General features: G+C 38.4%; 24 protein-coding genes. 15 read left to right on the top strand and 9 right to left on the bottom strand.

Translation table 11 applies throughout. From position 1 onward, the window contains the following. Positions 1-64 precede the first annotated feature (64 nt). The gene (locus tag EL17_RS19600) at positions 65-1,204 is read left to right on the top strand and encodes a DUF4221 family protein (RefSeq protein WP_084166278.1); all 1,140 of its coding nucleotides are present in this window, start codon (positions 65-67) and stop codon (positions 1,202-1,204) included. Between the two features lie 291 nt (positions 1,205-1,495). On the opposite strand, the gene EL17_RS19610 is transcribed toward EL17_RS19600, so the two are convergent. Beyond that, positions 1,496-3,808: a hypothetical protein gene (locus EL17_RS19610; protein ID WP_035078294.1), complete on the bottom strand. Its 2,313-nt coding sequence runs from the start codon at positions 3,806-3,808 to the stop codon at positions 1,496-1,498. 31 nt (positions 3,809-3,839) lie between these two features. Here EL17_RS19610 and EL17_RS19615 point away from each other — a divergent pair, with 31 nt between their 5' ends. The 4 genes from EL17_RS19615 to EL17_RS19630 all read left to right on the top strand — a co-directional run bounded on the left by EL17_RS19615 (position 3,840) and on the right by EL17_RS19630 (position 8,352). Continuing rightward, positions 3,840-5,033, top strand: coding sequence for an Lnb N-terminal periplasmic domain-containing protein (locus EL17_RS19615; RefSeq protein WP_035078297.1), 1,194 nt, complete (start codon positions 3,840-3,842; stop codon positions 5,031-5,033). Between the two features lie 135 nt (positions 5,034-5,168). After that, on the top strand, positions 5,169-7,208 hold the full coding sequence (uvrB, locus tag EL17_RS19620; RefSeq protein ID WP_035078300.1) for an excinuclease ABC subunit UvrB: 2,040 nt from the start codon (positions 5,169-5,171) through the stop codon (positions 7,206-7,208). A gap of 65 nt (positions 7,209-7,273) precedes the next feature. Then, entirely contained in the window at positions 7,274-7,708 is a 435-nt protein-coding gene (locus EL17_RS19625; RefSeq protein ID WP_035078662.1) for a hypothetical protein, read from the top strand. 11 nt (positions 7,709-7,719) lie between these two features. Next, a complete protein-coding gene (locus EL17_RS19630) occupies positions 7,720-8,352 on the top strand; it encodes an AlbA family DNA-binding domain-containing protein (protein WP_035078303.1) in 633 nt (210 codons plus the stop codon). 215 nt (positions 8,353-8,567) lie between these two features. On the opposite strand, the gene EL17_RS19635 is transcribed toward EL17_RS19630, so the two are convergent. After that, positions 8,568-9,068 (bottom strand): regulatory protein RecX, encoded by a 501-nt coding sequence (locus EL17_RS19635; protein ID WP_035078306.1) that lies wholly within the window; start codon positions 9,066-9,068, stop codon positions 8,568-8,570. A gap of 70 nt (positions 9,069-9,138) precedes the next feature. Here EL17_RS19635 and tpiA point away from each other — a divergent pair, with 70 nt between their 5' ends. The 3 genes from tpiA (at position 9,139) to EL17_RS24420 (ending at position 11,037) form a co-directional block, all read left to right on the top strand. After that, on the top strand, positions 9,139-9,900 hold the full coding sequence (tpiA, locus tag EL17_RS19640) for a triose-phosphate isomerase (RefSeq protein ID WP_035078310.1): 762 nt from the start codon (positions 9,139-9,141) through the stop codon (positions 9,898-9,900). After that, a complete protein-coding gene (prmA, locus tag EL17_RS19645) occupies positions 9,900-10,730 on the top strand; it encodes a 50S ribosomal protein L11 methyltransferase (protein WP_035078313.1) in 831 nt (276 codons plus the stop codon). The genes tpiA and prmA overlap by 1 nt, the downstream gene beginning before the upstream one ends. A 106-nt stretch (positions 10,731-10,836) precedes the next feature. Then, the gene (locus tag EL17_RS24420) at positions 10,837-11,037 is read left to right on the top strand and encodes a T9SS type A sorting domain-containing protein (RefSeq protein WP_394332178.1); all 201 of its coding nucleotides are present in this window, start codon (positions 10,837-10,839) and stop codon (positions 11,035-11,037) included. A 90-nt stretch (positions 11,038-11,127) separates the two neighbouring features. Here EL17_RS24420 and EL17_RS19650 read toward each other — a convergent pair whose 3' ends face one another. Next, positions 11,128-11,925, bottom strand: coding sequence for a sulfite exporter TauE/SafE family protein (locus EL17_RS19650; RefSeq protein ID WP_035078315.1), 798 nt, complete (start codon positions 11,923-11,925; stop codon positions 11,128-11,130). Between the two features lie 183 nt (positions 11,926-12,108). Beyond that, positions 12,109-13,950 (bottom strand): glutamine--fructose-6-phosphate transaminase (isomerizing), encoded by a 1,842-nt coding sequence (gene glmS / locus EL17_RS19655; protein WP_035078318.1) that lies wholly within the window; start codon positions 13,948-13,950, stop codon positions 12,109-12,111. Positions 13,951-14,073: 123 nt separating this feature from the next. Here glmS and EL17_RS19660 point away from each other — a divergent pair, with 123 nt between their 5' ends. Next, positions 14,074-15,234: a hypothetical protein gene (locus EL17_RS19660; RefSeq protein WP_035078320.1), complete on the top strand. Its 1,161-nt coding sequence runs from the start codon at positions 14,074-14,076 to the stop codon at positions 15,232-15,234. Positions 15,235-16,427: 1,193 nt separating this feature from the next. On the opposite strand, the gene EL17_RS19670 is transcribed toward EL17_RS19660, so the two are convergent. Then, positions 16,428-17,876 (bottom strand): DUF4270 family protein, encoded by a 1,449-nt coding sequence (locus EL17_RS19670; protein WP_164675180.1) that lies wholly within the window; start codon positions 17,874-17,876, stop codon positions 16,428-16,430. Next, positions 17,803-18,615, bottom strand: coding sequence for a glycogen/starch synthase (locus tag EL17_RS19675; protein WP_035078326.1), 813 nt, complete (start codon positions 18,613-18,615; stop codon positions 17,803-17,805). The genes EL17_RS19670 and EL17_RS19675 overlap by 74 nt, the downstream gene beginning before the upstream one ends. 127 nt (positions 18,616-18,742) lie before the next feature. Here EL17_RS19675 and panC point away from each other — a divergent pair, with 127 nt between their 5' ends. From panC to EL17_RS19705, 6 genes are all read left to right on the top strand, one after another. Next, a complete protein-coding gene (gene panC, locus EL17_RS19680; RefSeq protein WP_035078665.1) occupies positions 18,743-19,585 on the top strand; it encodes a pantoate--beta-alanine ligase in 843 nt (280 codons plus the stop codon). Positions 19,586-19,610: 25 nt separating this feature from the next. Continuing rightward, a complete protein-coding gene (gene panD / locus EL17_RS19685; protein ID WP_035078328.1) occupies positions 19,611-19,958 on the top strand; it encodes an aspartate 1-decarboxylase in 348 nt (115 codons plus the stop codon). 4 nt (positions 19,959-19,962) lie between these two features. After that, the gene (locus EL17_RS19690) at positions 19,963-20,964 is read left to right on the top strand and encodes a lysylphosphatidylglycerol synthase transmembrane domain-containing protein (RefSeq protein ID WP_035078330.1); all 1,002 of its coding nucleotides are present in this window, start codon (positions 19,963-19,965) and stop codon (positions 20,962-20,964) included. 37 nt (positions 20,965-21,001) lie between these two features. Next, the gene (locus tag EL17_RS19695) at positions 21,002-21,694 is read left to right on the top strand and encodes a zinc metallopeptidase (RefSeq protein ID WP_035078333.1); all 693 of its coding nucleotides are present in this window, start codon (positions 21,002-21,004) and stop codon (positions 21,692-21,694) included. Positions 21,695-21,784: 90 nt separating this feature from the next. Further along, positions 21,785-22,924 carry an acyl-CoA dehydrogenase gene (locus tag EL17_RS19700; protein ID WP_035078335.1) on the top strand — a complete coding sequence of 380 codons (1,140 nt, stop codon included), beginning with the start codon at positions 21,785-21,787 and terminating at the stop codon, positions 22,922-22,924. Positions 22,925-23,050: 126 nt separating this feature from the next. Further along, positions 23,051-23,983 (top strand): helix-turn-helix domain-containing protein, encoded by a 933-nt coding sequence (locus tag EL17_RS19705; protein WP_035078338.1) that lies wholly within the window; start codon positions 23,051-23,053, stop codon positions 23,981-23,983. Here EL17_RS19705 and EL17_RS19710 read toward each other — a convergent pair. Genes EL17_RS19710 through EL17_RS22850 form a run of 3 tightly spaced genes read right to left on the bottom strand, consistent with a single transcriptional unit; the run spans position 23,960 to position 25,551 of the window. Continuing rightward, complete coding sequence (locus EL17_RS19710; protein WP_035078341.1) at positions 23,960-24,727, bottom strand: geranylgeranylglyceryl/heptaprenylglyceryl phosphate synthase; 768 nt, start codon at positions 24,725-24,727, stop codon at positions 23,960-23,962. The two genes, EL17_RS19705 and EL17_RS19710, sit on opposite strands and share 24 nt — an antisense overlap. Continuing rightward, positions 24,699-25,151, bottom strand: a complete 453-nt coding sequence (locus EL17_RS22845) for a hypothetical protein (protein WP_051720205.1) — start codon at positions 25,149-25,151, stop codon at positions 24,699-24,701. The genes EL17_RS19710 and EL17_RS22845 overlap by 29 nt, the downstream gene beginning before the upstream one ends. After that, positions 25,144-25,551 (bottom strand): phage holin family protein, encoded by a 408-nt coding sequence (locus tag EL17_RS22850; RefSeq protein ID WP_051720208.1) that lies wholly within the window; start codon positions 25,549-25,551, stop codon positions 25,144-25,146. The genes EL17_RS22845 and EL17_RS22850 overlap by 8 nt, the downstream gene beginning before the upstream one ends. Between the last annotated feature and the right edge of the window lie 33 nt (positions 25,552-25,584).

The following is a 25,584-nucleotide window of genomic DNA, read 5'->3' on the forward strand; positions in this document are numbered from 1 at the left end:
CTTTTTAAAACATTAGTTCTTTTATAAATTATGCTTAACTTTTTATTATCCCAACTTTCTCTTTATGAAAATCTTGCTTTTAGCCATAACAACGATGATTGTAATTTCTTCTTGCCATACAAATCCGGAAGGCAATAAGGATTTAAACCAACTCTCTTTTTTCATGGATACAGTGATGGTGGATTCGAAAGGTGAATTTTTATTTCTTAATTGGGAATTAAGTACAGCCTGTGTTTCGAAAGATGGCAAAACACTGTATAACTTGAATATACAAGAACCGTCATTAGAAATTATTGACCTAAATAACCTTCAGCTGATAGCAAAGCAGATATTTGATAAAGAAGGACCGAACGGGATTGGGAATAAAGGAAGAGGAGGCATAGTGCATTTGGGAGAAGATGCTTTATTCTTTAAAGGCTGGCCATCACCAGAAATTTTTAACTCAGAAGGAAAAAAATCAGTGTCTTTAAAAAATCTTACTGACATTAAAACAAAAGTAACAGATACAGGAAAAAACTTTATGTATGAAACAATTATACCTACCGACTCTGAAAATGTTTTTGGACTTATAAATGAATTTCCCGGAAAAAACTTTGAATTTGGAAGACTCAATCTTTTAGACAGCACTTTATATTCTTACCCTGTATCTACCTTGGAAAAGCTGGAAGGGTACACTATCACCTATGATGATGGGCAAATATATGACGTTAACAGCCCTAATATATATGTAGAAAATATAAACCAATATGTGGTAGTCAGCTCCAGCATCTCTAGTGAATTGTACGTTTACAAACCGGAATCTGACAGTCTTCACCATTATACTTATGCCTATAATCTGACCAAATCCGAAAAAGAAAACCGCTACCCTACCGAAATATCAGACCCTAAAGAATTCCATAATGTCTTTAAGAGCCTCAATAGTGAGGTTTCTTTTCTTCCACCTATATGGGATAAAGAAAACAATCAGTATTACCGGTTTCATTATGAAATGATATTTGAAGATGATTTTTCGGAAAGATATCCTAAAAAAACTGGGGCCAAAGTTTATCTTTCTTTATATGACCAAGACTTTCGATTGAAAGCAGAAGGAGAGTTACCCCAATTTCAGGATATACCTGGTTTTCATTTTGTTAAGAACGGCAAAATTTGGATGTTTGAAAATATGGATGATGAGATGAGCTTTGTGAGATTAATCTTAAATTGACCTATTTGTTTAAAGGACTAAAGATTTATCTGACAATACTGGACAAAGATTTGAATTTTCTGGAAGATTCCCCTGTATCGGTATTACACCACAAACCGGTAAAACATTGTGCAAAAGACGGCAAAATTTGGATGTTTGTAAAAGTGGAGGACGAAATGGGGTTTCCGAAGTTGAGTATAAATTAACTTTAATTTTCCAGAAAGGCATAATACCGGATTTTCATTTTATATCATAAAAAGACGACACTTACGATCTTTATTTCTACTTGATAGACAATGGAGTAAGTATTTATTATTTCCTGATCCACTTCATCAGCTGTCTTTCTGTAGCTGTAAATACCCCTACCATATATAAACCGGGGGGAAGCTGTTGGAGCTTAAAAGTAAGGGCATCTTCTACATTGTTGAGTTCACCTTCAAATGAGATAAGGACTGACCCCCTGTTATCATATACCCTTATAAATCCCTGTCCCAATTTAATATTTTCAATTAATCTAAAGTCCAAGGGTCCTGATACATATGGTATCGGATTTAGAATAAAAATACCTTTTTTCTCCTGTTTCCAAAAGACTTTAACTACTGGGCTTTTATTGCTACTGCCATCACTTCTTAGTTTTTCCACCTGGTAATAAATCCATCCGGTTTTTAAATGGGACTTATCCAAAAACATGATCCGCATCTTATCATCGAAAATGCTATGGAAATGGCCTTCATCTATTTCATGAAAACTTACATAATCATCAAACGATCTTCTGATCTTAAATGTAGCATCAGGATCTTCATTTTCTTCCAGCCACGAAAGCACTATTCCTTCATGTACTATTCTAGCATCCAATTGCAGCCATTCGGCAGGCAATACGGACGGTAAACCCACACTACCAATAGCAAATGTCTGGTCTATAAGAGCCGAAAACGATAAAGTTCTCCGGGCTAAAAACTGATTACCTGATTCAACTCCATCCAAATGTTCCCCGGGGGCAGGTCCCTCATTGCCAACAACCCTCAGGTGTATAGGATCTAGTACTATTAGTTCATCAGCATCAATAATCATTTCTAATGGACTGGCTGAGATGGGTGCAGTTACTACTTCGAAGTAGCTGTTGGTTTTATAAAGGATGGGCGTATGGTCATGGTCACTAAAATCAGGATTCCAGTTTACCCCTGGGATTTGTACATATTTTAAGACAAGAGGATATCCTTGGTGACCACTATTTCCTATCAAACTAAGTTTCCTGATTCCACTAACAGCATCATCATTAAATGGAAATGAAGCATTTATTTCATTTAGGCTCTCAGGAGTATTGAGATAATTTACCTGATTTAAATTAAGCCAACGGCCTGATGTATAAGTATAAGTACCACCTGCAGCTGTAGGAAAATACAGGCTCTGACCAAGAAAGTCCATACTTCCCTGAAGCATTTGGAAGTGCTGTTTAATCCTAAGGTCCTGATGGAATGAAACTATTCCTCCTGATTTATTTACCGTAATATGGGTCGGATGTAAGTCCGGGTCAATGATCATCTGGTCAAATGGTCCTGAAATGGTCAAATCTGTAGAATTGTCCACTACCTGTCCTGATGATGGGGCTCTGATAAAGTCACCCATTACTGTTAAGTTAGGCGGCATGATTTTATTGGCCATATGTTCAAAATGCAGGTTCCTGTATTGACGTTGTACCATAGCCAGATTTGAAGTGAGAAACTGTTGGTTTCCAGAGCTGCCACCATAGACCACTGTCCCATCAAAGCGGACATCGGCAGCATGAATTTGGGGCTGATTTCCCCGTAAGATTAACCTTCCTCCCTCTCTTACATCAAAAAGCGCAGAGGGTGTATTAGAGTTAACGGCTCTTAAAGAGATATGATTGTTACATTCACTGATCAAAGTACCACCTGCCTCAATGACCAGATTCCCATATATACCTGGAAACTGGGTAAAGTTCGTGTTAAATGAAAATGTTGAACATTCCCCGCCTTCCATTATTCGCTGAACTACTGTCCCGTTCCTAAATACAAATTGGTTTGCTTTAAAGGGTCTTTCTACTATCAACTCAGCATCATCATCCGGATCAAAAATTACCGTATACCGACTATTCGTATTTTGGGCGCTCCACGCACCTGCAGATATGATCACCCTGGAACCTCCTTTAAACACGAGCCTACTATTAATACTGTTACCTATCCAGTCCGTAGCCAAGAATGAACCCCGGGGAATTCCGGGTGCTGACCCTGAATATGCATTGAGAGATCCAAACACTTCTATTTCATTGCCATTTATAATCAGCTTTTGCTCGGCTCCAGCATCTGCATTTAGATAGACGCTATTCACCTCTTCATTTTGCGTCATCGTGACCCGGTGTGGATTTTCAATGTATATATCATTCCCCCTAGTGGGTTTTTCTGTAGCAGGTATCCATAGCCCTGCAGCATACCTTTGCCAGATAGCGGGATTGTGGAAATTGCCACTGGCCACGGTCCTATATGCATTTTCTTCCTGTGCTGAAGAAAGTTGAATGTTAAATAGCGTTGCAAATATAATTGCAACTGTTATCTTGTATTTTCGTGCTGAAATTACAGATGACCTATAATCATACAGAGCTGCCATAAAAATATTCAAAAAAGTACAACCTAAATTTATGAAATCTACATATATATATAAAATAGTTATTTTACTATTTTTTGGTTTAAACTGCTACTCATCATCCTTAAATGCCCAGACTTATCAGATCAGTTTGCTAACTTGTGATCCTGGAGATGAGCTTTATAACGCATTTGGACACAGTGGCTTGAGGGTGTTAGATCTGGAGACGGGAAATGACCTGGTGTTTAATTGGGGCACCTTTGATTTTGGTGCTCCTAATTTCTATGGCAATTTTGCTTTGGGAAAATTGGATTATTACCTTAGTTTCAGTACCTATCAGAGATTTATCTATAACTACCAATTGGAGCAAAGAGCTATTCGGGAGCAGATACTCAACTTATCTCCAGAGCAGACGGCTAAAATGCTTTCCCTTCTTAACGAAAATGCCCGTCCAGAAAATATTTACTACCGTTATGACTTTTTCTACGATAACTGCGCCACCCGGATAAGGGATATAGTAGAAGCGACTATAGGGGATCAGCTCGTATGGCAGGACCCAGCCGATCTTCAGGAAAAGACATTCCGAGATCTGATTGATGAATATGTATATGATATGCCATGGGCTGACTTAGGAATAGATCTGGCCTTAGGAAGTGTCATCGATACACAGGCATCGGAAAGGGAAAAACAGTTCCTACCAGATTATATGGAAGCCGCTTTCGCCAGAGCAGAGATTGTGGGTGATGGTCCGGCAAGAGCGCTCGTGACTCCTTCTCAGCCTATATTGGATTTTCCACCTGTAGTAGTAGAACAGAGCATCTTTAACCCATACGTCCTTTTTTGGGTAGTTGCATTTGCCGCCATTATCATCACCTTTGTAGGTTATAAAAGAAAAAAACTTTTTATCGGTTTTGATATGGCATTCTTTATCATACTGGGTTTGATGGGATTTGTGATTGCCTTTTTATGGTTTATTACTGAACATACGGCTACGCTATACAACTGGAACATCCTTTGGGCTTTTCCTGTCCATCTGGCATTAGCTTACGGACTTGCCCTAAAAACCCCAAAACCCTGGGTAAGAAAATATCTTTTATTTGCGCTGATACTGGCTGATATTGCTGTCGTCTTCTGGATATTAGGCTGGCAATCTTTCCATCCCAGTATAGTTCCCCTCTTATTAGTGATCATTTTGAGGACCAATTATCTGTATTACAACTTAGAAAGGATTAAATTTAGTCAAGTGTAAACTATTCTATGTATTGAAATTGTTATCATGGGATGTTTAGCCTAAAACAAGTAAATACCATCATATTATCAGGAAGCTAAATGATCCATTGATCCATAAACTATGGAATCAAGTCAATGACAAACCTACAAGTCCATGAAATTTGAAATTGTTTCGGATTACAAACCTACAGGAGATCAACCTGGAGCCATAGCAAAACTATCTTCCGCCATCAATAATGGAGATCCTGCTCAAGTCCTATTGGGTGTCACCGGTTCGGGGAAAACCTTTACCATAGCCAACGTGATAGAGCAAGTACAAAAGCCTACTCTTATACTTAGCCACAATAAGACCTTAGCTGCCCAGCTTTACGGCGAGTTCAAACAATTTTTCCCGAATAATTCTGTAGAGTATTTTATTTCTTACTATGATTATTATCAGCCAGAGGCTTTTATACCCACCAGCGGCACCTATATAGAAAAAGATCTATCGATCAATGAAGAAATAGAAAAGCTACGGCTAAGTGCTTCCTCTGCACTACTGTCTGGAAGAAGGGATGTGATAGTAGTAGCTTCTGTCTCGTGTATCTACGGCATAGGGAATCCTGTAGAGTTTGGTAAAAATGTGATCCGGATGGAGGTGGGAGATAGAATACCGCGAAATCAGTTTTTATATAAATTAGTAGACATCCTCTATAGCCGTACGCACACCGAGTTTACTAGAGGAACCTTTAGGGTTAAAGGTGATACGGTAGACATATTTGTGGCATATGCTGACTTTGCTTACAGGATTTATTTTTGGGGGGACGAGATAGAATCCATTCAACGCATAGATCCAGACTCGGGCAAAAAACAGTCGGAAGAAAAGAGCATTTCTATTTTTCCAGCCAATCTATTTGTCACCGGAAGAGATGTCATCGATGTGGCCATTAATGAAATTCAGGATGACCTCATGTCTCAAGTTTCGTTTTTTGAAAAAGAAATGAAACTCATGGAAGCTAAAAGGCTAAGAGAAAGGACTGAATTTGATCTTGAAATGATACGGGAACTGGGCTACTGCTCAGGAGTGGAGAATTATTCCAGGTATTTTGACAGGAGGCTTCCAGGTACAAGGCCTTTCTGCCTTATAGATTATTTCCCAGACGACTTCCTGATGGTCATAGATGAAAGCCATGTAACGGTACCCCAGGTTAGGGCCATGTGGGGTGGTGACCGTTCCAGAAAGGTAAATTTGGTCGATTATGGATTTAGATTACCTTCTGCTTTGGATAACAGGCCTTTAAAATTTGAGGAATTTGAGGCATTGACCAATCAGGTAATTTATGTAAGTGCTACACCGGCAGACTATGAACTAGCTCAGACAGAGGGAGAAGTAGTAGAGCAGATCATTAGACCTACTGGACTATTAGATCCAGTTATTTTTGTAAGGCCCAGTGGCAACCAGATAGATGATTTACTCGAAGAAATAGACCAAACTATCCAAACGGGTGCCCGAGTGTTGGTCACTACCCTTACCAAAAGGATGGCAGAGGAACTCAATAAATATATGGAAAGAACGGGCATTAAATGCAGGTATATCCATTCAGAAGTTAAGCCATTGGACAGAGTAGAAATCCTGCGGGAATTAAGACTCGGCATCTTTGATGTACTGATAGGAGTTAACCTCCTACGAGAAGGTCTGGATTTACCAGAAGTATCTTTAGTGGCAATATTAGATGCCGATAAGGAAGGATTTTTACGTAATGAAAGGAGTCTGGTCCAAACCATAGGAAGGGCAGCCCGGAATGAAAATGGTAAAGTAATCATGTATGCAGATACCATTACCCACTCTATGCAGATGGCCATAGATGAAACCAACAGAAGGAGGTCCGTCCAGATGGCCTATAATGAGGAGCATGGTATCACTCCTACTACTGTGATTAAATCTCGCGAAAGAATAATGGGCTCTACCAAGGTAGCGGACAGCAAAAAAGGTTCTAAATATTATGAAGTAGAGCTAAGCCCAGAAGAGCAGGTAGCCGCAGATCCTGTGGTCCAATATTTGAGCAAAGACAAACTTGAAAAACTGATAGGTCAAACACAAAAACAAATGGAGAAAGCAGCCAAGGAGCTGAACTTTATGGAAGCGGCCCGGTTGAGAGATGAATGGCTGGGATTAAAAAACAGGCTTGAGACCATGGCCAGGCAAAGTATTTAAATACCAAACGATCATATATTATGCTACTTGTATCAGATACAGGAAGCTTTTTAAGCTTATCTATTATGAAAAAGATTTTACTATTATTTATCACGGTATCACTATTTGCGTTCACGGAATCCAGAGCCCAGCAGGGAGAAGGGACGTTTATGGTATCGGGTGCGGCAGATGCTATCAGAACAGATATTCCCGGTGTGATCAGAAGATATCAGGCCGGTCTGGAAGCACATTATTTCCTTAGATATTGGATTAGTGCTTCAGCAGGATATGAATTTAATTATAACCGACCTAATCAAGCCTCATTAGGATCACGAATATATCTGGTGGACCCTCTCTTTGTGAGGGTTAGGGGTTTGATAGGAAGGGACAGTGATATTGCCTTAGGTATCGGATATTCGAGAAATTTAGGTTACCGATTTCGCCTAGAAGGGATGGTAGACTACTATACAGTCACGCAGACAGCCGGTCTAAGGGGCGGTTTCAGTATTTTGCTCAATTAAAAACACAAAAAATGACCCTACAGGAAGTAACAAGGCTAGCCAAAATGGGTGAAGGGCTTCACGTAGAATTCAAAAAAAAGGTAGCCCATCCTGAGAAAATTGTCAGGGAGATTATCGCTATGGCCAATACTGAAGGCGGTTACTTACTTATAGGCATAGATGATGATGGCACTGTAAGCGGACAGAAATATATAGAAGAAGATATTTTCATTTTGGATAAGGCTATAAAATCCCTTATCAAACCCAACCTACAGCCAGAGAAAGCGATACTTCCTATTACTGCAAAAAAGGGAGTAGCGATATATCAGATAGAAAAAAGTAATCTTCGTCCACATTTTATACTCGAGGATAATAAAAAAAAATCCTATGTTCGGGTCGAAGATAGGAGCATTCAGGCCAGCAAGGAGGTCTGGGAGATTATCAAAAGGCAAAAACATGAGCAAGATGTTTTTTTTAACTATGGTGAAAAAGAAACGCTTTTGATGAAAGCGCTTACTGATCAGCCTAATATTACCTTAAATCAATTTGCCCAGATCGCCAATCTTTCCAGGTATATGGCTTCACGTACGCTGATAAAACTAGTCTTGGCCAACGTGCTGAAAATAGTGCCACGGGAAATGGAGGATCTTTACGCGCTGAAATAGGAGGTAAAACACCACATGCTCCAAGTGTAACTATTGAAATTTAACTTGTATAAACGGGGGGGTAGTTCTGCAAATAGCAGACAATTAACAAAACCCTAAATCAGTTTAAAACAATTGTTATATATTAAGTACTTTAAAGTATGCCCTATCAAAATGACATTACTAAAATTTCAAATTCATAAATAAACTACTAATCTTTAGTATATTAACCCATATCACTCAAACCTGCTTATAACCTCCTGTATCAAATCCGCTTCATACCCCCTGGACATCAGATAACGAAACACTTTCTGGCTGCGGATGAAATCATTTTTATCAGACATACTTTCCCATTTTTTCTCCGCCAGTCCCTGTAGGGTTTGCCAATATTCTTCCGCCGGGATTTCTTTCATACCAGACTTGATACAGTTGGGACTGATTTTACGGATTTTCAACTCATTTAAAATTTTATTTCTGCCCCATTTTTTGATCCGAAATTTACCCCCAACAAATGCTACCGCAAAACGCTCCTCATTTAAAAACCCCTCCTCTATCATATAGGAAAGGAGATTTTCTACCTCTTCAGGATTTAAACCATAACTATACAATTTGTCCCTTACCTCCTGCTGGCAGCGCTCCTGATAGGCACAAAAAGAAGCTATCTTAAGCTTGGCCTGTTGGGGCGTAAGCTGTTTTTTAGGAGAACCATCAGGATTAACTTTTCTTTGGAAGGACATTTGTGTAATTTTAGGCTAATTAAAGAAAAAGAAATTTTTTATCAAACTTAACAGTATCAACCATACCATCATGAGAGATAAAATAGTAGCCGGTAACTGGAAAATGAACGGAACCCTGGAAGAAGGCCAAAAGCTTACTTCTGAAATTGTAAACATGATTAAAGATGAAAGGGTAAATGATGTAAAGGTAGTTTTAAGTCCTCCCTTCATCCACCTAGCCGGTGTAAAGAAATTGATAGGAGATGTTAATCATCTGTTTGTAGCTGGGCAAAATTGTTCAGACAAAGATTCCGGTGCTTTTACAGGAGAGACATCTGCTAAGATGTTGGCTTCTTTCGGTATTCAATACGTGATTATTGGCCACAGCGAAAGACGAGAGTATTTCAACGAGACCAATTTACAGCTTTCCGAAAAAGTAAAACAGGCCTTGGCCAATGGTCTTATACCCATCTTCTGCTGCGGAGAGCCTCTGGACATCAGAGAAGAGAATACCCATGAAGATTACGTAAAAAGCCAGTTGACCGAAAGCTTATTTGATCTAGAGGCAGAAGATTTCAAAAAGCTGGTCATCGCCTACGAACCAATTTGGGCTATTGGTACAGGAAAAACTGCCAGTTCTGATCAGGCGCAGGAAATGCATGCAGCCATCCGAGATCATATTGCACATAAATATGGCCAAGAACTTGCCGATGATATCTCCATCCTGTATGGCGGCAGCTGTAAACCTGACAATGCCAAAGAGCTTTTCGCCAAATCCGATGTGGATGGCGGGTTAATTGGCGGTGCTTCGCTAAAATCCCGTGACTTTATGGATATTATCAAATCATTTTGATGGAATACCTGGAATTCAAAATATCCTGTAAGGAGGAGTTTATAGAAATATTGATTGCCGAACTGGCGGAAGTGGGTTTTGATTCTTTCCTGGAAAAAGAGGATGGTTTGGAAGCCTACATTCAGGAAGACCAATTTGACAGAGTGGCCTTTCAAGAGGTATTAGATAAATATATCTCCATGGCCAATATTTCTGTCGAAGAAGGCCGAATGGAGAAGGTCAATTGGAATACCGAATGGGAGAAGAATTATGACCCTATAGCCGTAGGGGAGGAAGTTTATGTAAGAGCTTCCTTCCATGCTCCTAAAGAAGGAGTAAAACACGAAATCGTGATCAACCCCAAGATGTCATTCGGCACCGGTCACCATGCCACTACCTACCTGATGCTCACCCATCTTCTAAATCTGCCCCATCATGGTAAAAGGGTAATCGATATAGGAGCGGGAACTGGTATACTGGCCATATTGTCTCATAAACTTGGCGCAGCAACAGTGGAAGCTTTCGACATCGATGACTGGTGTGTGGACAATGGAAATGAGAACTTTGAGCTCAACGGTATGTCCCATGTAAAGATGGGCCTTGGTACTGTCCGGGAGGTCAATCCGCAGGGGCAGTTCGATATCGTGATTGCCAATATCAATAAAAACGTCCTACTGGATGAAATGGAAGTTTATGAAACCTTGGTGAAACCAGGTGGATATTTATTACTAAGTGGCTTTTATGATCATGATGTGATAGATATAGAAGCTTCGACCGCATCTTTTGGCTTATCTAAAATCGACCAAATGGTAAAAGATAAATGGTGTGCAGTAGTGTTTAAAAAGAAATAGGCAGATCCTGCCAAATTTTAATTTTGGCAGGATCTGCCTATTCGTTTTCTTTGTTTTAGTTATCTATCCAAATTCAGCATTTGAATAGCTGAACATAGCAAGAGAAATTGAGGATGGTACTACGTTTGAAGAATCTGAAGTGTATGAAATAAAACTATTTGATGAGAGAGGAAAAGAGGTTCTGTATCAGAAAACCGACCAAGATAAAACAACCATTCCATTAACAAATTTAAATAAGAGCTATTATAATCTTCATATCATCGAAACAGATGGCGTCATACGCAAAAAAATCCAAGTAAATAGGTAAACCAATATTAATGATAAGGAAATCCCGCAGGATAAGTTCTGCGGGATATTTTTTCGTATAATTCAAAACAACGGCGTATAATGATGAAAATCAAAACACCAACTCCTTACCTAAAATGTAAACCGCCATCACCAGTACAAACCAGCCAAACCCTTTTTTTAAATGCTCGCCGTCCATCTTTGCAGACAGCCAGCTCCCGATAAAAATACCGATCAAAGATAAGCCTGAAAACAACATCAAAAATGGCCAATCTATAGACTGGTTAAATATGTCTCCCAAGAACCCGATCAATGATTTTACCGCTATGATCAAAAGTGATGTGCCCACTGCCAGCTTCATGGGCAATCTGGCCAACAGTACCAAAGCTGGAATAATCAGAAAGCCACCCCCTGCTCCCACTATTCCTGTTAGCACACCTACCAGTGCGCCCTCTATAGCGATCAGTGGATAATTATAGGTCACCTCGCAGACTTTAGCTTCTATCTGGCCATTTCTGATCATGGAAATAGAAGCCGCCAACATGATCAAAGCAAAGAAAACCATAATAGCAATATCTTTGGTCATGATCCATTCCCCTATTGCGAAAATCTCGTAAGGAATCGCTGGCACCAAATATTTTCTGGCTAGAAAAACCGCTATAAATGAGGGAATCGAAAATACAGCTGCTGTTTTATAATCCACTAGTCCTTTCTTCATAAAAGTAAAAGATCCCACCAATGATGTAGCTCCCACGACGAATAATGAATAGGCAGTAGCCAAAACAGGACTGATATGCAGCAAATAAACCAATGCAGGTACAGTTAGAATTGAACCCCCTCCACCGATAAGCCCTAAGCTGATACCGATGATAACCGCAGAAATAAAACCAAAAACCGTAATCAAATCCATATCCGCTGCTAAAATACTTTTTTATTATGGCTACAAAAATAGGTTTGAGAATTAAGTTATAGCGTGACCTTTGTTACTTAATAAAAAAGGAAGCATACTGCTTTAAATATATCATAGAATCCACCAAAAAAATATGGTCTGAAAAATTCCAGACCATATTCACTTTCTATAAATTTTATATGCTTATTCTACTGTAACAGATTTAGCCAGGTTTCTTGGCTGATCCACATTACAGCCTCTCATAACAGCGATATGATAAGAAAGTAACTGTAAAGGTATCACTGATAAGAGCGGCACTAAAGCTTCATGTGTTGCCGGTATCTCAATTACGTGATCTGCCATACTTTTTACAGAAGTGTCACCTTCTGTTACCACAGCGATGATTTTTCCTTTTCTGGCTTTAACTTCCTGGATATTGCTTACTATTTTCTCATATGAGCTATCCTTGGTTGCAATAAATACTACTGGCATTTCCTCATCGATCAATGCGATAGGCCCATGCTTCATCTCTGCCGCAGGATACCCCTCAGCATGGATATAGGAAATTTCTTTTAATTTCAACGCACCTTCAAGGGCTACAGGGAAGTTATAACCCCTTCCCAGGTAAAGGAAATTTCTGGCATCTTTATACTGAGAAGCGATGTATTCTATCTGAGCATTGGATTCCAAGGCTTTTTCTACTTTAGCAGGAATGGCTTCAAGTTCATTAAGCAATTGCATGTATTTGCTTTCTGCCAAAGTACCCCTTTGATATCCGAGCATCAATGCCATCATGGTAAGTACTGATATCTGAGCAGTAAAAGCTTTGGTAGAAGCCACTCCTATTTCAGGACCGGCGTGAGTATAAGAACCTGCATGTGTGGCTCTGGCGATAGAAGAACCTACTACATTACATACTCCAAAAATAGTAGCACCTTTAGATTTAGCCAGCTCGATAGCTGCCAAAGTATCGGCCGTCTCTCCGGATTGAGATATGGCGATGACAAAGTCACCTTCATTGATGACAGGATTTCTATACCTAAATTCAGAAGCATATTCCACTTCGACTGGAATCCTTGCAAATTCTTCAAAAAGGTATTCAGCTACCAGTCCGGCATGCCAAGATGTACCACAGGCAATGATGATGATCCTGTCGGCATTTTGAAACTTATTGATATAATCTCTAAGACCACCTACGATAAGCCTCCCAGCCTGAGCATCTAAACGACCTCTCATACAGTCAGCTATAGAACGTGGCTGCTCATTGATCTCTTTCAGCATGAAGTGTTCGTATCCACCTTTCTCTATAGCTTCCAGTTCCATTTCCAGCTGGTTGATATATGGATTGGCTTCTACGTTTTCGATGGTTTTGATCTGAAGCTTATTGTTTCTGATCACGGCGATCTCATAATCATCCAAATAGACTACCTGATTGGTGTATTCGATGATCGGAGTAGCATCTGAAGCCAAGAAATACTCATCTGTACCCACACCTATTACTAAAGGAGATCCTTTGCGGGCAGCGATCAGCGTATCAGGCTCTTCTTTGTTCATCAGTACGATGGCATAAGCACCTACTACTTTATGAAGGGCGAGTCGTACAGCTTCTTCTAAAGAGCAGTCATTATGCTTATGGATATCTTCGATAAAATTAATAAATACTTCAGAGTCAGTATCACTGTGAAATTTGTATCCTTTATTAATCAGATCAGTTTTTAAAACCTCATAATTTTCGATAATCCCGTTATGAATCATCGCAAATTTTTCATTCGCAGAAAAATGCGGATGCGCATTGGCATCATTTGGCTCTCCATGGGTAGCCCATCTGGTATGTCCTATACCTATTTTTGAATGCAGAAAGCCATTGTTGAGCAATGAATTTTCCAGTTCGGACACTTTACCTTTTTTCTTGTAAACACTTAACCCAGTTTCATTTAAAAGTGCCACTCCCGCACTGTCATAGCCTCGATATTCCAGTCTCTTCAGACCTTTGATAATGATAGGCAGCGCATCTTGCTGCCCTACATATGCTACAATTCCACACATATTATAATTTTTAACTGTAAAGGTAATAAAAATATATCAAAGAGCAGATATACAAAATTAATTTAAGTCATAATTGCAAGTCTTAAGAAAATAATTAACTTTGGGAAACTAAAACTTAAAAAGATGAAAAAAATTTTACTTGCCTTAAATGTATTCATGGTCGTTTTTATGACCAATTGTTCTCTCATAGAAAATCAAATTGACTCATCAGCTGAAAACGATACGATTGCTATAATTGATAAAAATCAAATATTAAATGAAATCGGAATAAGAAATGGCATTTTAACCATTCCATCTGAAGAAAAATTATTTGAAATTGTTGCTACAGTAAATAAATTAAATTATGATGAATATATCAATTGGTCCAAAAAGTTTAGTGGATTTAATAGTATGCTAATATTATATAATAATTTAATAGAATTAGAAAATTTAGAATCTGATAAAATACTTCAGGTATTTAAAGAAAGCAATGTTTTACCCGAAAGATTAAATGAACAGCATCTAGTTCATAGTAAAGAGGCATTAAATCACATTGATTTATTATATATTTATCCAGAAGGGGGAATTATTCCTGTTGCATCTCATATTTTACCAGGTTTAGAATTTTTAGTCAATGATAAAGGTCAAATTTTCATTGGTAATGAATTAAGAACTTATGACAGAAAACAAATAAAAAATCAGAAAAATATAGACTTAGAAAATAAATGGTTAGGATTCGTGGATAATTATTCTAACAGAGTAGACTACATAGTAGGGAGTAATAGGACAATTACAGATATAGCTTATTATTACAGAACAACAAGTGCAGGTTTAGTTTCAGCAACAGGGGTAATAACTGTAAGAAATTTTAGAAAAGGTGCATTTGGTTGGAATACTAGGGCAACAACAGAATTAAAAATTGAAGGCGACTTAATATATTCTGCATATTATAATCCTTTATGTTACGATTATGAAGCTACTGAATCTATCTTACCACCTTTACAAAGACTATTCTGTTCTACACCTAATGCTAAATACATATGTGATCGAACACATTCTAATGAATTTATAAATCTAAATTTTAATTCAGGCGGTAGCAGTACTTCCAGTATAAGTCTTTATTTTACACAATCAACTCAAAACAACTGGGTTCAGTCTTATAATTATCCTTATAATTGCTCTTATACAGGAGATATACAATATGCTAATTTTTTATTTATAGCGCATAAGTTAATTATCACTGGAGAATCGAATATTAAAACCAACTTCGACTTCAATTGGTCCCACTCTGATTGGCAACCTTAATAGTGTTTGAATTTCTTTAAAAATTCTTGATAAATAACATGCATCTTACCCTAAAATAGCTTTATAAAGCTTTTTTAGGGTTTTCTTTTTAAATTAAATTATTATACATTAGTTATATAAAATAATAACAAAATATCAACGATATACTTAAAAAATTTATTATATCATTAATCAAATGAAAATAAGAAATCAGATATTTTACTCAAAGGATAAGAGTAGATAATATAATAGGGCTGGAAAAAAAATTTTATCTTAAATTTGAACTGTAGAGTTTGGTGACAAAGCCTACATCCTACAGGTGGACGGACTTGCCTCCATAGACAAATTGAAATTCAAAGCCTTCAATGTATGTACCTGGTAAAAGCTGTCGGTCGCCAAATACAAACGGTTTTTCATACCTGTAAGACAACTTGGCGCCGACAAGATTTATGTAACAAACAGCAACAGAAAGGTCTGTATGGCCAAAAAGATAATCACCTATTTTCCCTGAAAAGGCTTATAGAAACACAGCAAACACGAAAGAATTCTCAGTTCAGAAATATTTAGAGAGCCACTGCCATGGAAGGGGTATTCGGTATCACAAAGGAGTCTATGTACTAAAAAAAATAAAAGTGAACCGTGAAAAGAAAAAAAAATTAATAATACTCTGTGAAACATTGAAGCACATGTGACCAAGGTTGCCAAAAGAAGGGCCGAAAAGAAGCCCTCCCAGTTAGAAAGCCTCATAGAACCAGCAATGAAAAGCCAATCATGGGATAAGTGTTTTCAACCAAAATCTATTTCAGAATCACTATGAAGTAATCTAGAAAATTGTAAATTTCAGCGGAAAAATTAACTTCAAAATCAAAGGTAAAAACACAAAAGAACCAACTAAGATTTAATTTAACTTAAATTGGCTTTGGCTGAAAAAAATTCCCAAGATGCGCACTTTATTTCTTACTCAATTTTAATAATTACCTATTCCTCAATGAATTTGGACCAATACATTCCATTTAGAAAGGATTAACTATAAATGTAGATAATAGAACAAACTACCCCAGTTTTAGTTATCACAGATCAACCTAGAATATTTTAATTAATCCAATCCATATTTAATTTACACCATATCTGCCATAAGCAAAAATTTTCATCTTTTGATAATGATAGATAACTCCTATAAGTACTTAACGCAAAAAAAATATTCTATTAATCAATTACTTTATTTTAGAATAATATAGTTTAAGCTTAATTGTGTTTTGGTCCACAATTAGCTGTCTTAAGGATTCTTTATAATCCAGATTTGGACGCTGCTGAGAAGTTAAACGCCGAGTATCCACTGTTTGAACTGATGATATATTTAGATTTACCTCCACCGGCAAATCCGGATCATCCGGATGGATTATTAAATTGTAATTTTCTTGACCGCTCCTATATAAATTATTAGTATAACTAGTGATAGATTGTCTATACAACCTAGTATCTTCCAAATATGATAATCTAGCGGGCTCTGGGTTAACCTGACCCTGTCTAGGATCTCTTTCCACTCTTCTATAATCCGGATTAGAAAACATTCCTGTATTGTTTATAGAATAAAACATATAAAGAAAATCAAAAGGCATAAACCCTTCCGATAGAGCCTCCACCGGCCCCATTTCCAGTATTACCTGGTTAAAAACTACATTCTGCAAAGTATCCATAAAACTTTGAAGCGGTGCAGTATTTATTTTCATCACTAAGCCCGTATTTGCTTTCAATCCCACCAAATTACCTACGTCATAGGCTGTCCTCGGTTCCTGTACAATCTCAAGAGGCGTGCCAGTTCTGTTATTATTGATATGATTAAAACTTCTCGACTCTGCAGTACTGATCAAAAACCTGCGGGAAACAGTATCTCCTTCATTTCGATAATACAGAACCATGCCGGTATTCATTACATTGACTGGTAGGCCGGCCTGCTCCTCTACCCTGCCCTTTATGGCTATTCCTGGGAAATATTCCCGAAAGGCAAATAAGTCTCTAAAAATAGGATCATTTGATTTAAGCCTATTAAAGAAATCATTGGCAATAGTTTCATTTAGCGGTGCAGAAACGATCGTATCTCTACCAGCATTTAACCTGTATGACCCTACAGCTATAGGGTTTTCATCATAAGCCAATTTATCTGAATTATAATAGGTAATGTCTTGAATAGGTTCTAATAATCTGTGAACAGATAGGGTTTTATTTTCAGCAAATGAGTTTGCTGTCATTTGATTAGTGATAGTAAACTGAAACCGGGCAGAATCCAGTACCGAAGTGGCATTTGGCCTAGCAGCAGCAGGGATATCCCTATTGTATGGAACAAAATTTACTCTGCTAAATCCGATAGCTTCTGTGGTTCCAAAAAACGGGCTTATATCCCCGCCAGCCATCAGCACATTAGCATTTGTGGTATTGAAGGAATCCAATAAAACCATAGAAGCAGAAAGGGGTATTTCTGTATAGAAAACCCCTAGCTGATTATTTTCTGGGTCCAGCTCCAGCCCGATCTCTGAAGGATCGGTACAGGAACTGGCCAGTAATATGGTAATGGAAAGAACTGCAGCCCACTTAGCCGGCAAGTTCAGTATAGATATTAAAGTAACTTTCGTAAACTTGATCTTTTTCACTGTTGTTAATCTCACACTTTTTGTCTTTAGAGCAATTTTCTATTAATTGGTGAAGGTGTTCTGACATTTCATCCCCCTGAATGATTACGTCTGCGTATTCCATCCCTATTTTAAGGAAGCCTTCATAATCTTTTGATTTCAAAGGGTCTAAGATGCTGTCGTCAATATCCACCATTCTTACCTTGTCGAATAAATCGTCCCCAAATTTATGGTTAAATTCGTTATTATAAATAGCAAAGACTGATTTTGTTCCTTTAAATAACGGCTCATTTTTATAAGTCGTCTTTAGGTATAAAGGAATTAAACTTGTCATCCAATCATTACAATGAACGATATCAGGCGCCCAGCCGAGTTTTTTCACTGTCTCTATCACTCCTTTACAGAAAAAGATGGCTCTTTCATCGTTATCTTCATAGAAATTTTCCTGCTTGTCATGAAATACACTTTTTCTTTGAAAGTAATCTTCATTATCTATAAAATAGACCTGAAGTTTGGCATTTGGAATGGAAGCTACCTTAATTATCAACGGTTTTTCTTCATCACCCACAGTAATGTTAATTCCGGAAAGCCTTACTACCTCGTGCAACCTGTTCTTCCTTTCGTTTATTAAACCAAATCTCGGAACAAGAATACGGATTTCCATTCCTTTCTCCTGCATGGCCTGAGGCAGGGCTCTTACGAAATTGGCTACTTCAGAAGTTTGGAGGAATGGATTGATTTCACTTGCTACGTAAAGAATACGAAGTTTAGACATATCTTGTTATTTTTGTTGAGGGATAATACGGGACTACAAACTTACAAAAAAAATCAATAAAATCCATTGTTTTTATTAGAAATAACATAGTTTTGCCCCTATTTTGTACTTTATAAAGGAAAACCCCTTGAAAATCCTTCGTACCAGACTAGAGGTCAGTAATGCAATGCGCCTGGAGCGCTCTAAAAACAAAACCATTGGATTAGTCCCCACTATGGGAGCTTTACATAACGGACACCTCCGTATAATAGAAAAATCAAAATTATATTCGGATATTACGGTAGCCACAATCTACGTGAACCCTACCCAGTTTAACAATTCTTCGGACCTGGACAACTATCCCAGACCCTGGCAGACCGATCTTAGATTATTGGAAGTAAGCGGGGTAGACTATGTGTTTTTACCTACAGACGGCGAGATGTATCCTCAAAAGGTGGAATTAAAGTTTGATTTTGGCCATTTGGAAACTATACTGGAAGGCAAATTCCGTCCCGGACATTTCAATGGAGTCGGCATCATCGTATCCAAACTATTTAATATCATACAACCAGACCATTCCTATTTCGGTCAGAAAGACCTTCAGCAGTTAGCAGTAATCAGACGTCTGGTAAAGGACTTGTCTTATAATATAGAGCTTATAAAAGTTCCTACCATAAGGGAGCAAAGCGGCTTGGCCATGTCTTCCCGCAACGTAAGGCTGAATGAAGAGGAACGCCGGACAGCCTCCATTTTATATACCTGCCTCACCTACGCAAAAGATGAACTTTTAAAGGGTCAGGATTGGTTAGTGGTCAAAGAAAAGGTAACAGCAATATTTATGAAAGAACCCCTTTCAAATCTGGAGTATTTTGAACTAGTCAAATCGGATACTTTGGAAATGACAAGTGACCTGCAAGTGGAAGGCTTGGCCATATGTACAGCAGCATACATAGGTGATGTCAGACTTATAGATAATATGATAATTAATTAATTAACTTTGCGCCAAAATTCAAACCATGCATATCCAAATACTTAAATCTAAAATCCATCGGGTAAAAATCACCCAGGCAGAACTTCATTATGTAGGCAGCATCACGATTGACGAAGATCTGATGGACGCAGCTAATCTAATTGAAAACGAAAAAGTACAGATAGTAAACGTCAACAATGGAGAAAGGCTTGAGACATATGTAATCAAGGGCACAAGAGGGAGCGGCCAGGTATGTCTTAATGGACCGGCAGCAAGAAAAGCCCAAGTAGGAGATGTAGTGATCATCATCAGCTATGCCTCTATGGATCTGGAAGAAGCTAAAAAATTCCAACCTGTCCTGATATTTCCGGATGATAATAATAAACTGATCTAAGAAATTGAAACTTTCTTTTAAACAGGCCTTACAGGTTATAGCCTCTTTTTTAGTGGCCATTTTTATATTTTGGTACTTATATAAAGATATTAAAATGGACAGCCTTCTGAACGCACTTCAGGAGGCCTCCTCTTTTTATATAGGACTATCAGTAGCCTTATCCATTATTGGTTATTGGCTGAGAGCTTGGAGATGGAAATTATTGATAAAAGTGGGTGAGGATAAAATGCCATCAGTGGCAAGGGTTTTTTGGGCATTGATGGGTGGATACCTCGCCAACTTACTCGTCCCCCGTGCCGGGGAGGTGGCCAGATGCGGGTACCTTACCAAAACTGACCAACTCCCTATGGGCAAACTGGTGGGAACTGTCATTTTAGAACGAACGGTAGATCTGATTTCCATGATTTTGGTTATCATATTTACATTTTTTGTTCAGCGGACGATATTTACAGAATTGTTGGATTTGCTCGTTTCACAGGAAACATTGGAAGAAAGCCTGATAGGAGCCTTGCCGATAGCCTTAGGTATGGTGATAATAATAGGACTGGTATTATATGTGGTTTTCTCGAAATACCGTGAAAGCTCCTTAATCAAAAAAATACGCCATTTCCTGAGAGACCTGATGACCGGATTAAAATCAATAAAAAAAGTGGATACTCAGACAGGGTTCTGGGGAGCAACATTGGGTATTTGGGTTATCTATTTTTTTATGATGTATTTTGTAGCGATAGCTGTCCCAAGTACTGCCACTTTGTCTGCATCGGCTGTACTAATGGTCATGGTAATGGGAAGTATTGGCATGGTGGCACCTGTCCAGGGAGGTATTGGTACCTTCCATGCATTGGTGGCGTTTATTTTGATGACATATGGTTTGACAGAAGAAGACGGAAAAATATTTGCAGTAATTGTACACACCTCCCAGCTTCTGACCATTATGGGATTGGGAGTAATCAGTGTGGTAATTTTAGCAAAATTAACAAGCACTAAGCAACCTCTATTAAAGTAAAGCGTAGAAATTAACAGTTTATTTAAAAGTCAACATTATGATGTTAATATTAATTGTAGTCGGATTTGCCATATTAGGTTATGCAGTTAGCAACAGACTTAAGAGCAAGTTTAGGAAATACTCTCAGATTTCCTTAAAAGCCAACCTATCCGGAAAAGAAATAGCAGAGCTCATGCTCGCTGATCACGGCATCTCAAATGTGAGGGTAAACTGCGTGGAAGGAAACCTTACCGATCATTATAACCCAGCAGATAGATCCGTTAATTTAAGTCCCGATGTATATTACGGTAGAAATGCAGCAGCCACTGCTGTATCTGCCCATGAGTGCGGGCATGCTGTACAGCATGCTACGGCCTATACCTGGCTTACCGTACGGTCCACTTTAGTACCGATCCAAAATGCAAGTGGAAAGATTCTAAACTTCGTACTGTTAGCTGCGCTATTTGGAGGTATTGCCATGTTTGGCCTTCCATATGAAGCTGTAGGGGTTATAGTAGTGGGAGCATATGGGATGATCACGCTGTTTTCTTTAGTGACCCTTCCTGTGGAATTTGATGCCAGCAGCCGGGCACTGGCCTGGATCAAACAGCGAAACATAGTGACACCTTCAGAGCATGCCATGTCCAAAGATGCACTGAAATGGGCAGCCATGACTTACGTTGTCGCCGCATTAGCATCTTTAGTAACATTGGCCTATTACGCTATGATGTTCTTCGGAAACCGAGATTAAGCTACTCAAACGATAGAAAGGGGCAGTAAATTGTCCCTTTTATTTTTTTGATGTATATTCAGGCCACCAAACCCAAAATTAGAATAAACAATGAATTTTCAGTTGACAGAAGAACAGATTGCCGTCAGAGATGCTGCCCGGGAATTTGCCAAAGTGGAGTTATTAGAAGGCGTAATAGAACGGGATACTGAAGCCCGGTTTCCAACTGAACAGGTAAAACTAATGGGTGACCTTGGGTTTATGGGCATGATGGTAGACCCAAAGTATGACGGAGGGGGCATGGACACCATATCTTACGTGCTGGCCATGGAAGAAATTTCAAAAATTGATGCTTCTGCATCTGTTTGCATGTCAGTAAATAATTCGCTTGTATGCTGGGGATTGGAGAAATATGGGTCGGAAGATCAAAAACAAAAATACCTTAAGCCACTGGCAAGAGGTGAAAAAATAGGTGCCTTTTGCCTTTCAGAACCGGAGGCCGGATCTGATGCCACCAGCCAAAAAACCACAGCAGAACTGGATGGTGACCATTATATCCTAAACGGTACCAAAAACTGGATCACTAATGGAAGCACCGCCAGTATATATTTAGTAATAGCCCAAACAGATCCAGCAAAAAAGCATAAAGGCATTTCCGCTTTTATAGTGGAAAAAGGAATGGAAGGATTTACCATAGGTAAAAAAGAAGACAAACTGGGCATAAGAGGCTCTGATACCCATTCCCTTATGTTTTCTGATGTGAGGGTGCCCGTCGAAAATAGAATTGGAGAAGAAGGACTGGGCTTCAAGTTTGCCATGGAAACATTAAACGGTGGAAGGATAGGAATAGCAGCACAAGCTTTAGGTATAGCTTCAGGAGCATACGAACTTGCTTTGGGATATGCAAAAGAAAGGAAGACTTTCGGAAAACCGATCAGTCAGCATCAGGCTATACAATTTAAACTAGCCGATATGGCTACCGAAATTGAAGCTGCCAGACTTCTATGCCTAAAAGCAGCACATCTCAAAGACATGGGGGAAGACTATTCTTATGCCAGTGCCATGGCTAAATTATATGCTTCAAAAGTGGCCATGGCAGTAACAGTGGAAGCTGTTCAGGTGCACGGAGGATATGGCTATGTCAAAGAATACCATGTGGAAAGACTTATGCGTGACGCAAAAATTACCCAGATATATGAGGGAACTTCCGAAATTCAAAAAATAGTTATATCCAGAAAGCTTTTAAGTTAAATTGAAATTCTAGTTTAAATATAAGATTACTATATGTTTTTTATTATTTTCAAATATTTATTCACTAATATTACAACAGAATTAAAAAAAGTGATACTTTTACAAAAAATCTAATGGGCTTTTATCATGGAATATTACAATAAAGTCATTGAATCCATAGGGGTTCGATTCCTGAAAGGGAATAATTATAAGATAGAGCGTCCGGTAACTGTTACAGATTTTACAGATACCGAGAACACGATCATCTTATTACATCAAGGTTCTCTCCGTTATGATGAAGAACAGGAAGCAGTAAATGAAGGAGAAATCCTCTTTATACCTGCAGGAAGATCGACAAAAATTTCTTTTGGCACTATGGCCAAGAAGAACGAGATAACTTATGAAAGCTTCAATGACAACAAAAAGAAATATTTACAGACGATAAGCTTTAAAGAAATCAAAAGCGCAGAGGAAGACTGTATCACTACACTCACTTTTGAAGCAAAGGTATTTGATGTTGTCAACTTTTTCCACTCTTTGGGTATCCCGCCTTTTGTCGTCAGATTTAATGATAAGGTGGCTTCTATCATTGAGGACATTGTAAAAGAATCTGAACAGGTGACTCCAGGTAAAGAACGGGTAATCAAACTTCATACAGAACTACTTGTAGTAGAAATAGTCAGGCACATCCTAAAAAATAGACTTTTTGTAGAAGAGTTATCCACTAACAGTACGTATTTTAAAGACCCACGCCTTATTGATATGTTTAATTACATTAAGAAAAACATCGGCGGTGATCTTTCAAATAAAGTATTGGCCAAAGTTGCCAATGTATCTGAAGATTATGTAGGTCAGTATTTTAAAATGCTGACAGGCATCAATCCCCAGGACTATATAGAGTATCAAAGAATGGAAGCAGCTGTAGAACTATTAAGGACTACCAAGAAAAGTATCCGGGACATCGGAAAAGATGTGGGTTATAAAGATACAGCTTATTTCTGCCGTAGGTTTAAAATGATGTACGGACTACCTGCAGGAAAAATGAGAAGAAGAGAATCATTGATCAACGTCCAGGGATAAATTATAAGTTTTAGCATAATCAAGAACCTCAGTCAGCAGACTGGGGTTTTTTTCTACCCCATTCCCTAATACCACATAATCAGCGCCCTTATCCCAGGCAGTCTTCGCCAGATCCAAAGAATCTATCCCCCCTCCTACTATTAAAGGCAAGCCTACACGCTCTTTTACATGATAGATAATATCAGGATTTATAGGAGAATCAGCACCGCTTCCAGCATCTAAGTACAGATATTGAAGTCCTAAATATCTCCCAGCCATACCTGTAGCAACTGCCAATGCTGGCTTATCATTTGGAATAGGCAGTGTCTGACTCATATAATTCACACTAGTCGCCTTTCCACTATTGACGAGAATATAGCCAGTGGGCAAAACCTCCAATGGCGTTTGGGCAATTAAAGGTGCTGCGACAACATGCTGCCCTATTAAAAATTCAGGATTTCTCCCTGAAATCAGGGAAATAAATAGGATGCCGTCAGCTTTATCTGAGATTTGGATGACATTACCTGGAAATAAGATGACCGGTATCTGCGGATTAATTGCTTTTATATGAAGGATTATCTCATCCATATTCTTTTGAAGTAACAGACTGCCCCCCACAAAAAAAAAGTCCACCCCGTGATGGACTGCTTTGGATATAATATTGTTAAAACCAGTAGTATCTATATACTTTTCAGGATCTAATAATAGAATAGCCCCTTTCTTTTTGTACTTAAATTTATTGAGTATACTTTCCCGAATGGTCATGGTCACCAGAATTTCCGCTCGAAGTATTGCCAGTATTTACACCAGATGGAAAAGGTTTGTCAAATCTGGCAGCAAGTTCAGCCACCAACCTGGCCTTACCAAAATCAAAGGCTGCCATCAAAATCCTTTGGCCTATAGGAGCCCAGAAAGAAGGCTTTTTATAAGCCACAGGCTGATAATTCATCTGATTGTTCGACCCCCTCGAAATTAATCCCTCCCTTTCTAATTCTTTGATGGCTTTGGCCAGTTTTTTACTTTTGCTTCCTTTTATAGCCCTTGTAAGACTATAAGCAGCCAATGCACTGAGAAGCATCGTGCCACCCACCTTCACCCATAACTGAGAATCGGATTTCAAAACTTCCAATTGCTTAACCAAGGTTTGTTCAAGCTCCTGTGCTTTTTTCTTAAGTTCTAGTTCACTCATCTGAAGTATCTTTATTGGTTATTTTATCTTGATCATTTGTGTACTCGGGAGTGGTTTCTTTAGTCTGGAAAAGAATACCCAGTTTAATAAATACCCTTTTGATTGAAAATTGAAGTTTATCTGAATCTTTTAAGGCAAACAATATACCGAAGACAATCATATAAAAAACAGCAGTCAATAAAAAGCCCAGAGCTGTAGAACCTGTCAGCGCTCCTAACCAAAAAGCTAATGCGTAACTTAAAAACCACACTATAAATAAAGCTACAAAGCCCATTAATACAAATACGGCGATCCTAAGGGCTACTGCTTTAAACTCTTCTTTAAGCTCAGCTTTTACTATCTTAATCCTTACATCTATAATATCTTTGATAGTATTGGTAATTTCTGAGAAGTTTAGCATTTTAAAAGATTTTGTTAAGTGAAAAATTATACT

Origin of the sequence: Anditalea andensis, from assembly GCF_000714815.1 — a bacterium.
GTDB classification, from domain to species: Bacteria; Bacteroidota; Bacteroidia; order Cytophagales; family Cyclobacteriaceae; genus Anditalea; species Anditalea andensis.

Coding starts and splice junctions, on each gene's coding strand:
- EL17_RS19600 (WP_084166278.1), top strand. CDS start 65: ATGAAAATCTTGCTTTTAGCCATAACAACGATGATTGTAATTTCTTCT.
- EL17_RS19610 (WP_035078294.1), bottom strand. CDS start 3,808: ATGGCAGCTCTGTATGATTATAGGTCATCTGTAATTTCAGCACGAAAA.
- EL17_RS19615 (WP_035078297.1), top strand. CDS start 3,840: ATGAAATCTACATATATATATAAAATAGTTATTTTACTATTTTTTGGT.
- uvrB (WP_035078300.1), top strand. CDS start 5,169: ATGAAATTTGAAATTGTTTCGGATTACAAACCTACAGGAGATCAACCT.
- EL17_RS19625 (WP_035078662.1), top strand. CDS start 7,274: ATGAAAAAGATTTTACTATTATTTATCACGGTATCACTATTTGCGTTC.
- EL17_RS19630 (WP_035078303.1), top strand. CDS start 7,720: ATGACCCTACAGGAAGTAACAAGGCTAGCCAAAATGGGTGAAGGGCTT.
- EL17_RS19635 (WP_035078306.1), bottom strand. CDS start 9,068: ATGTCCTTCCAAAGAAAAGTTAATCCTGATGGTTCTCCTAAAAAACAG.
- tpiA (WP_035078310.1), top strand. CDS start 9,139: ATGAGAGATAAAATAGTAGCCGGTAACTGGAAAATGAACGGAACCCTG.
- prmA (WP_035078313.1), top strand. CDS start 9,900: ATGGAATACCTGGAATTCAAAATATCCTGTAAGGAGGAGTTTATAGAA.
- EL17_RS19650 (WP_035078315.1), bottom strand. CDS start 11,925: ATGGATTTGATTACGGTTTTTGGTTTTATTTCTGCGGTTATCATCGGT.
- glmS (WP_035078318.1), bottom strand. CDS start 13,950: ATGTGTGGAATTGTAGCATATGTAGGGCAGCAAGATGCGCTGCCTATC.
- EL17_RS19660 (WP_035078320.1), top strand. CDS start 14,074: ATGAAAAAAATTTTACTTGCCTTAAATGTATTCATGGTCGTTTTTATG.
- EL17_RS19675 (WP_035078326.1), bottom strand. CDS start 18,615: ATGTCTAAACTTCGTATTCTTTACGTAGCAAGTGAAATCAATCCATTC.
- panD (WP_035078328.1), top strand. CDS start 19,611: ATGCATATCCAAATACTTAAATCTAAAATCCATCGGGTAAAAATCACC.
- EL17_RS19695 (WP_035078333.1), top strand. CDS start 21,002: ATGATGTTAATATTAATTGTAGTCGGATTTGCCATATTAGGTTATGCA.
- EL17_RS19700 (WP_035078335.1), top strand. CDS start 21,785: ATGAATTTTCAGTTGACAGAAGAACAGATTGCCGTCAGAGATGCTGCC.
- EL17_RS19705 (WP_035078338.1), top strand. CDS start 23,051: ATGGAATATTACAATAAAGTCATTGAATCCATAGGGGTTCGATTCCTG.
- EL17_RS19710 (WP_035078341.1), bottom strand. CDS start 24,727: ATGACCATTCGGGAAAGTATACTCAATAAATTTAAGTACAAAAAGAAA.
- EL17_RS22845 (WP_051720205.1), bottom strand. CDS start 25,151: ATGAGTGAACTAGAACTTAAGAAAAAAGCACAGGAGCTTGAACAAACC.
- EL17_RS22850 (WP_051720208.1), bottom strand. CDS start 25,551: ATGCTAAACTTCTCAGAAATTACCAATACTATCAAAGATATTATAGAT.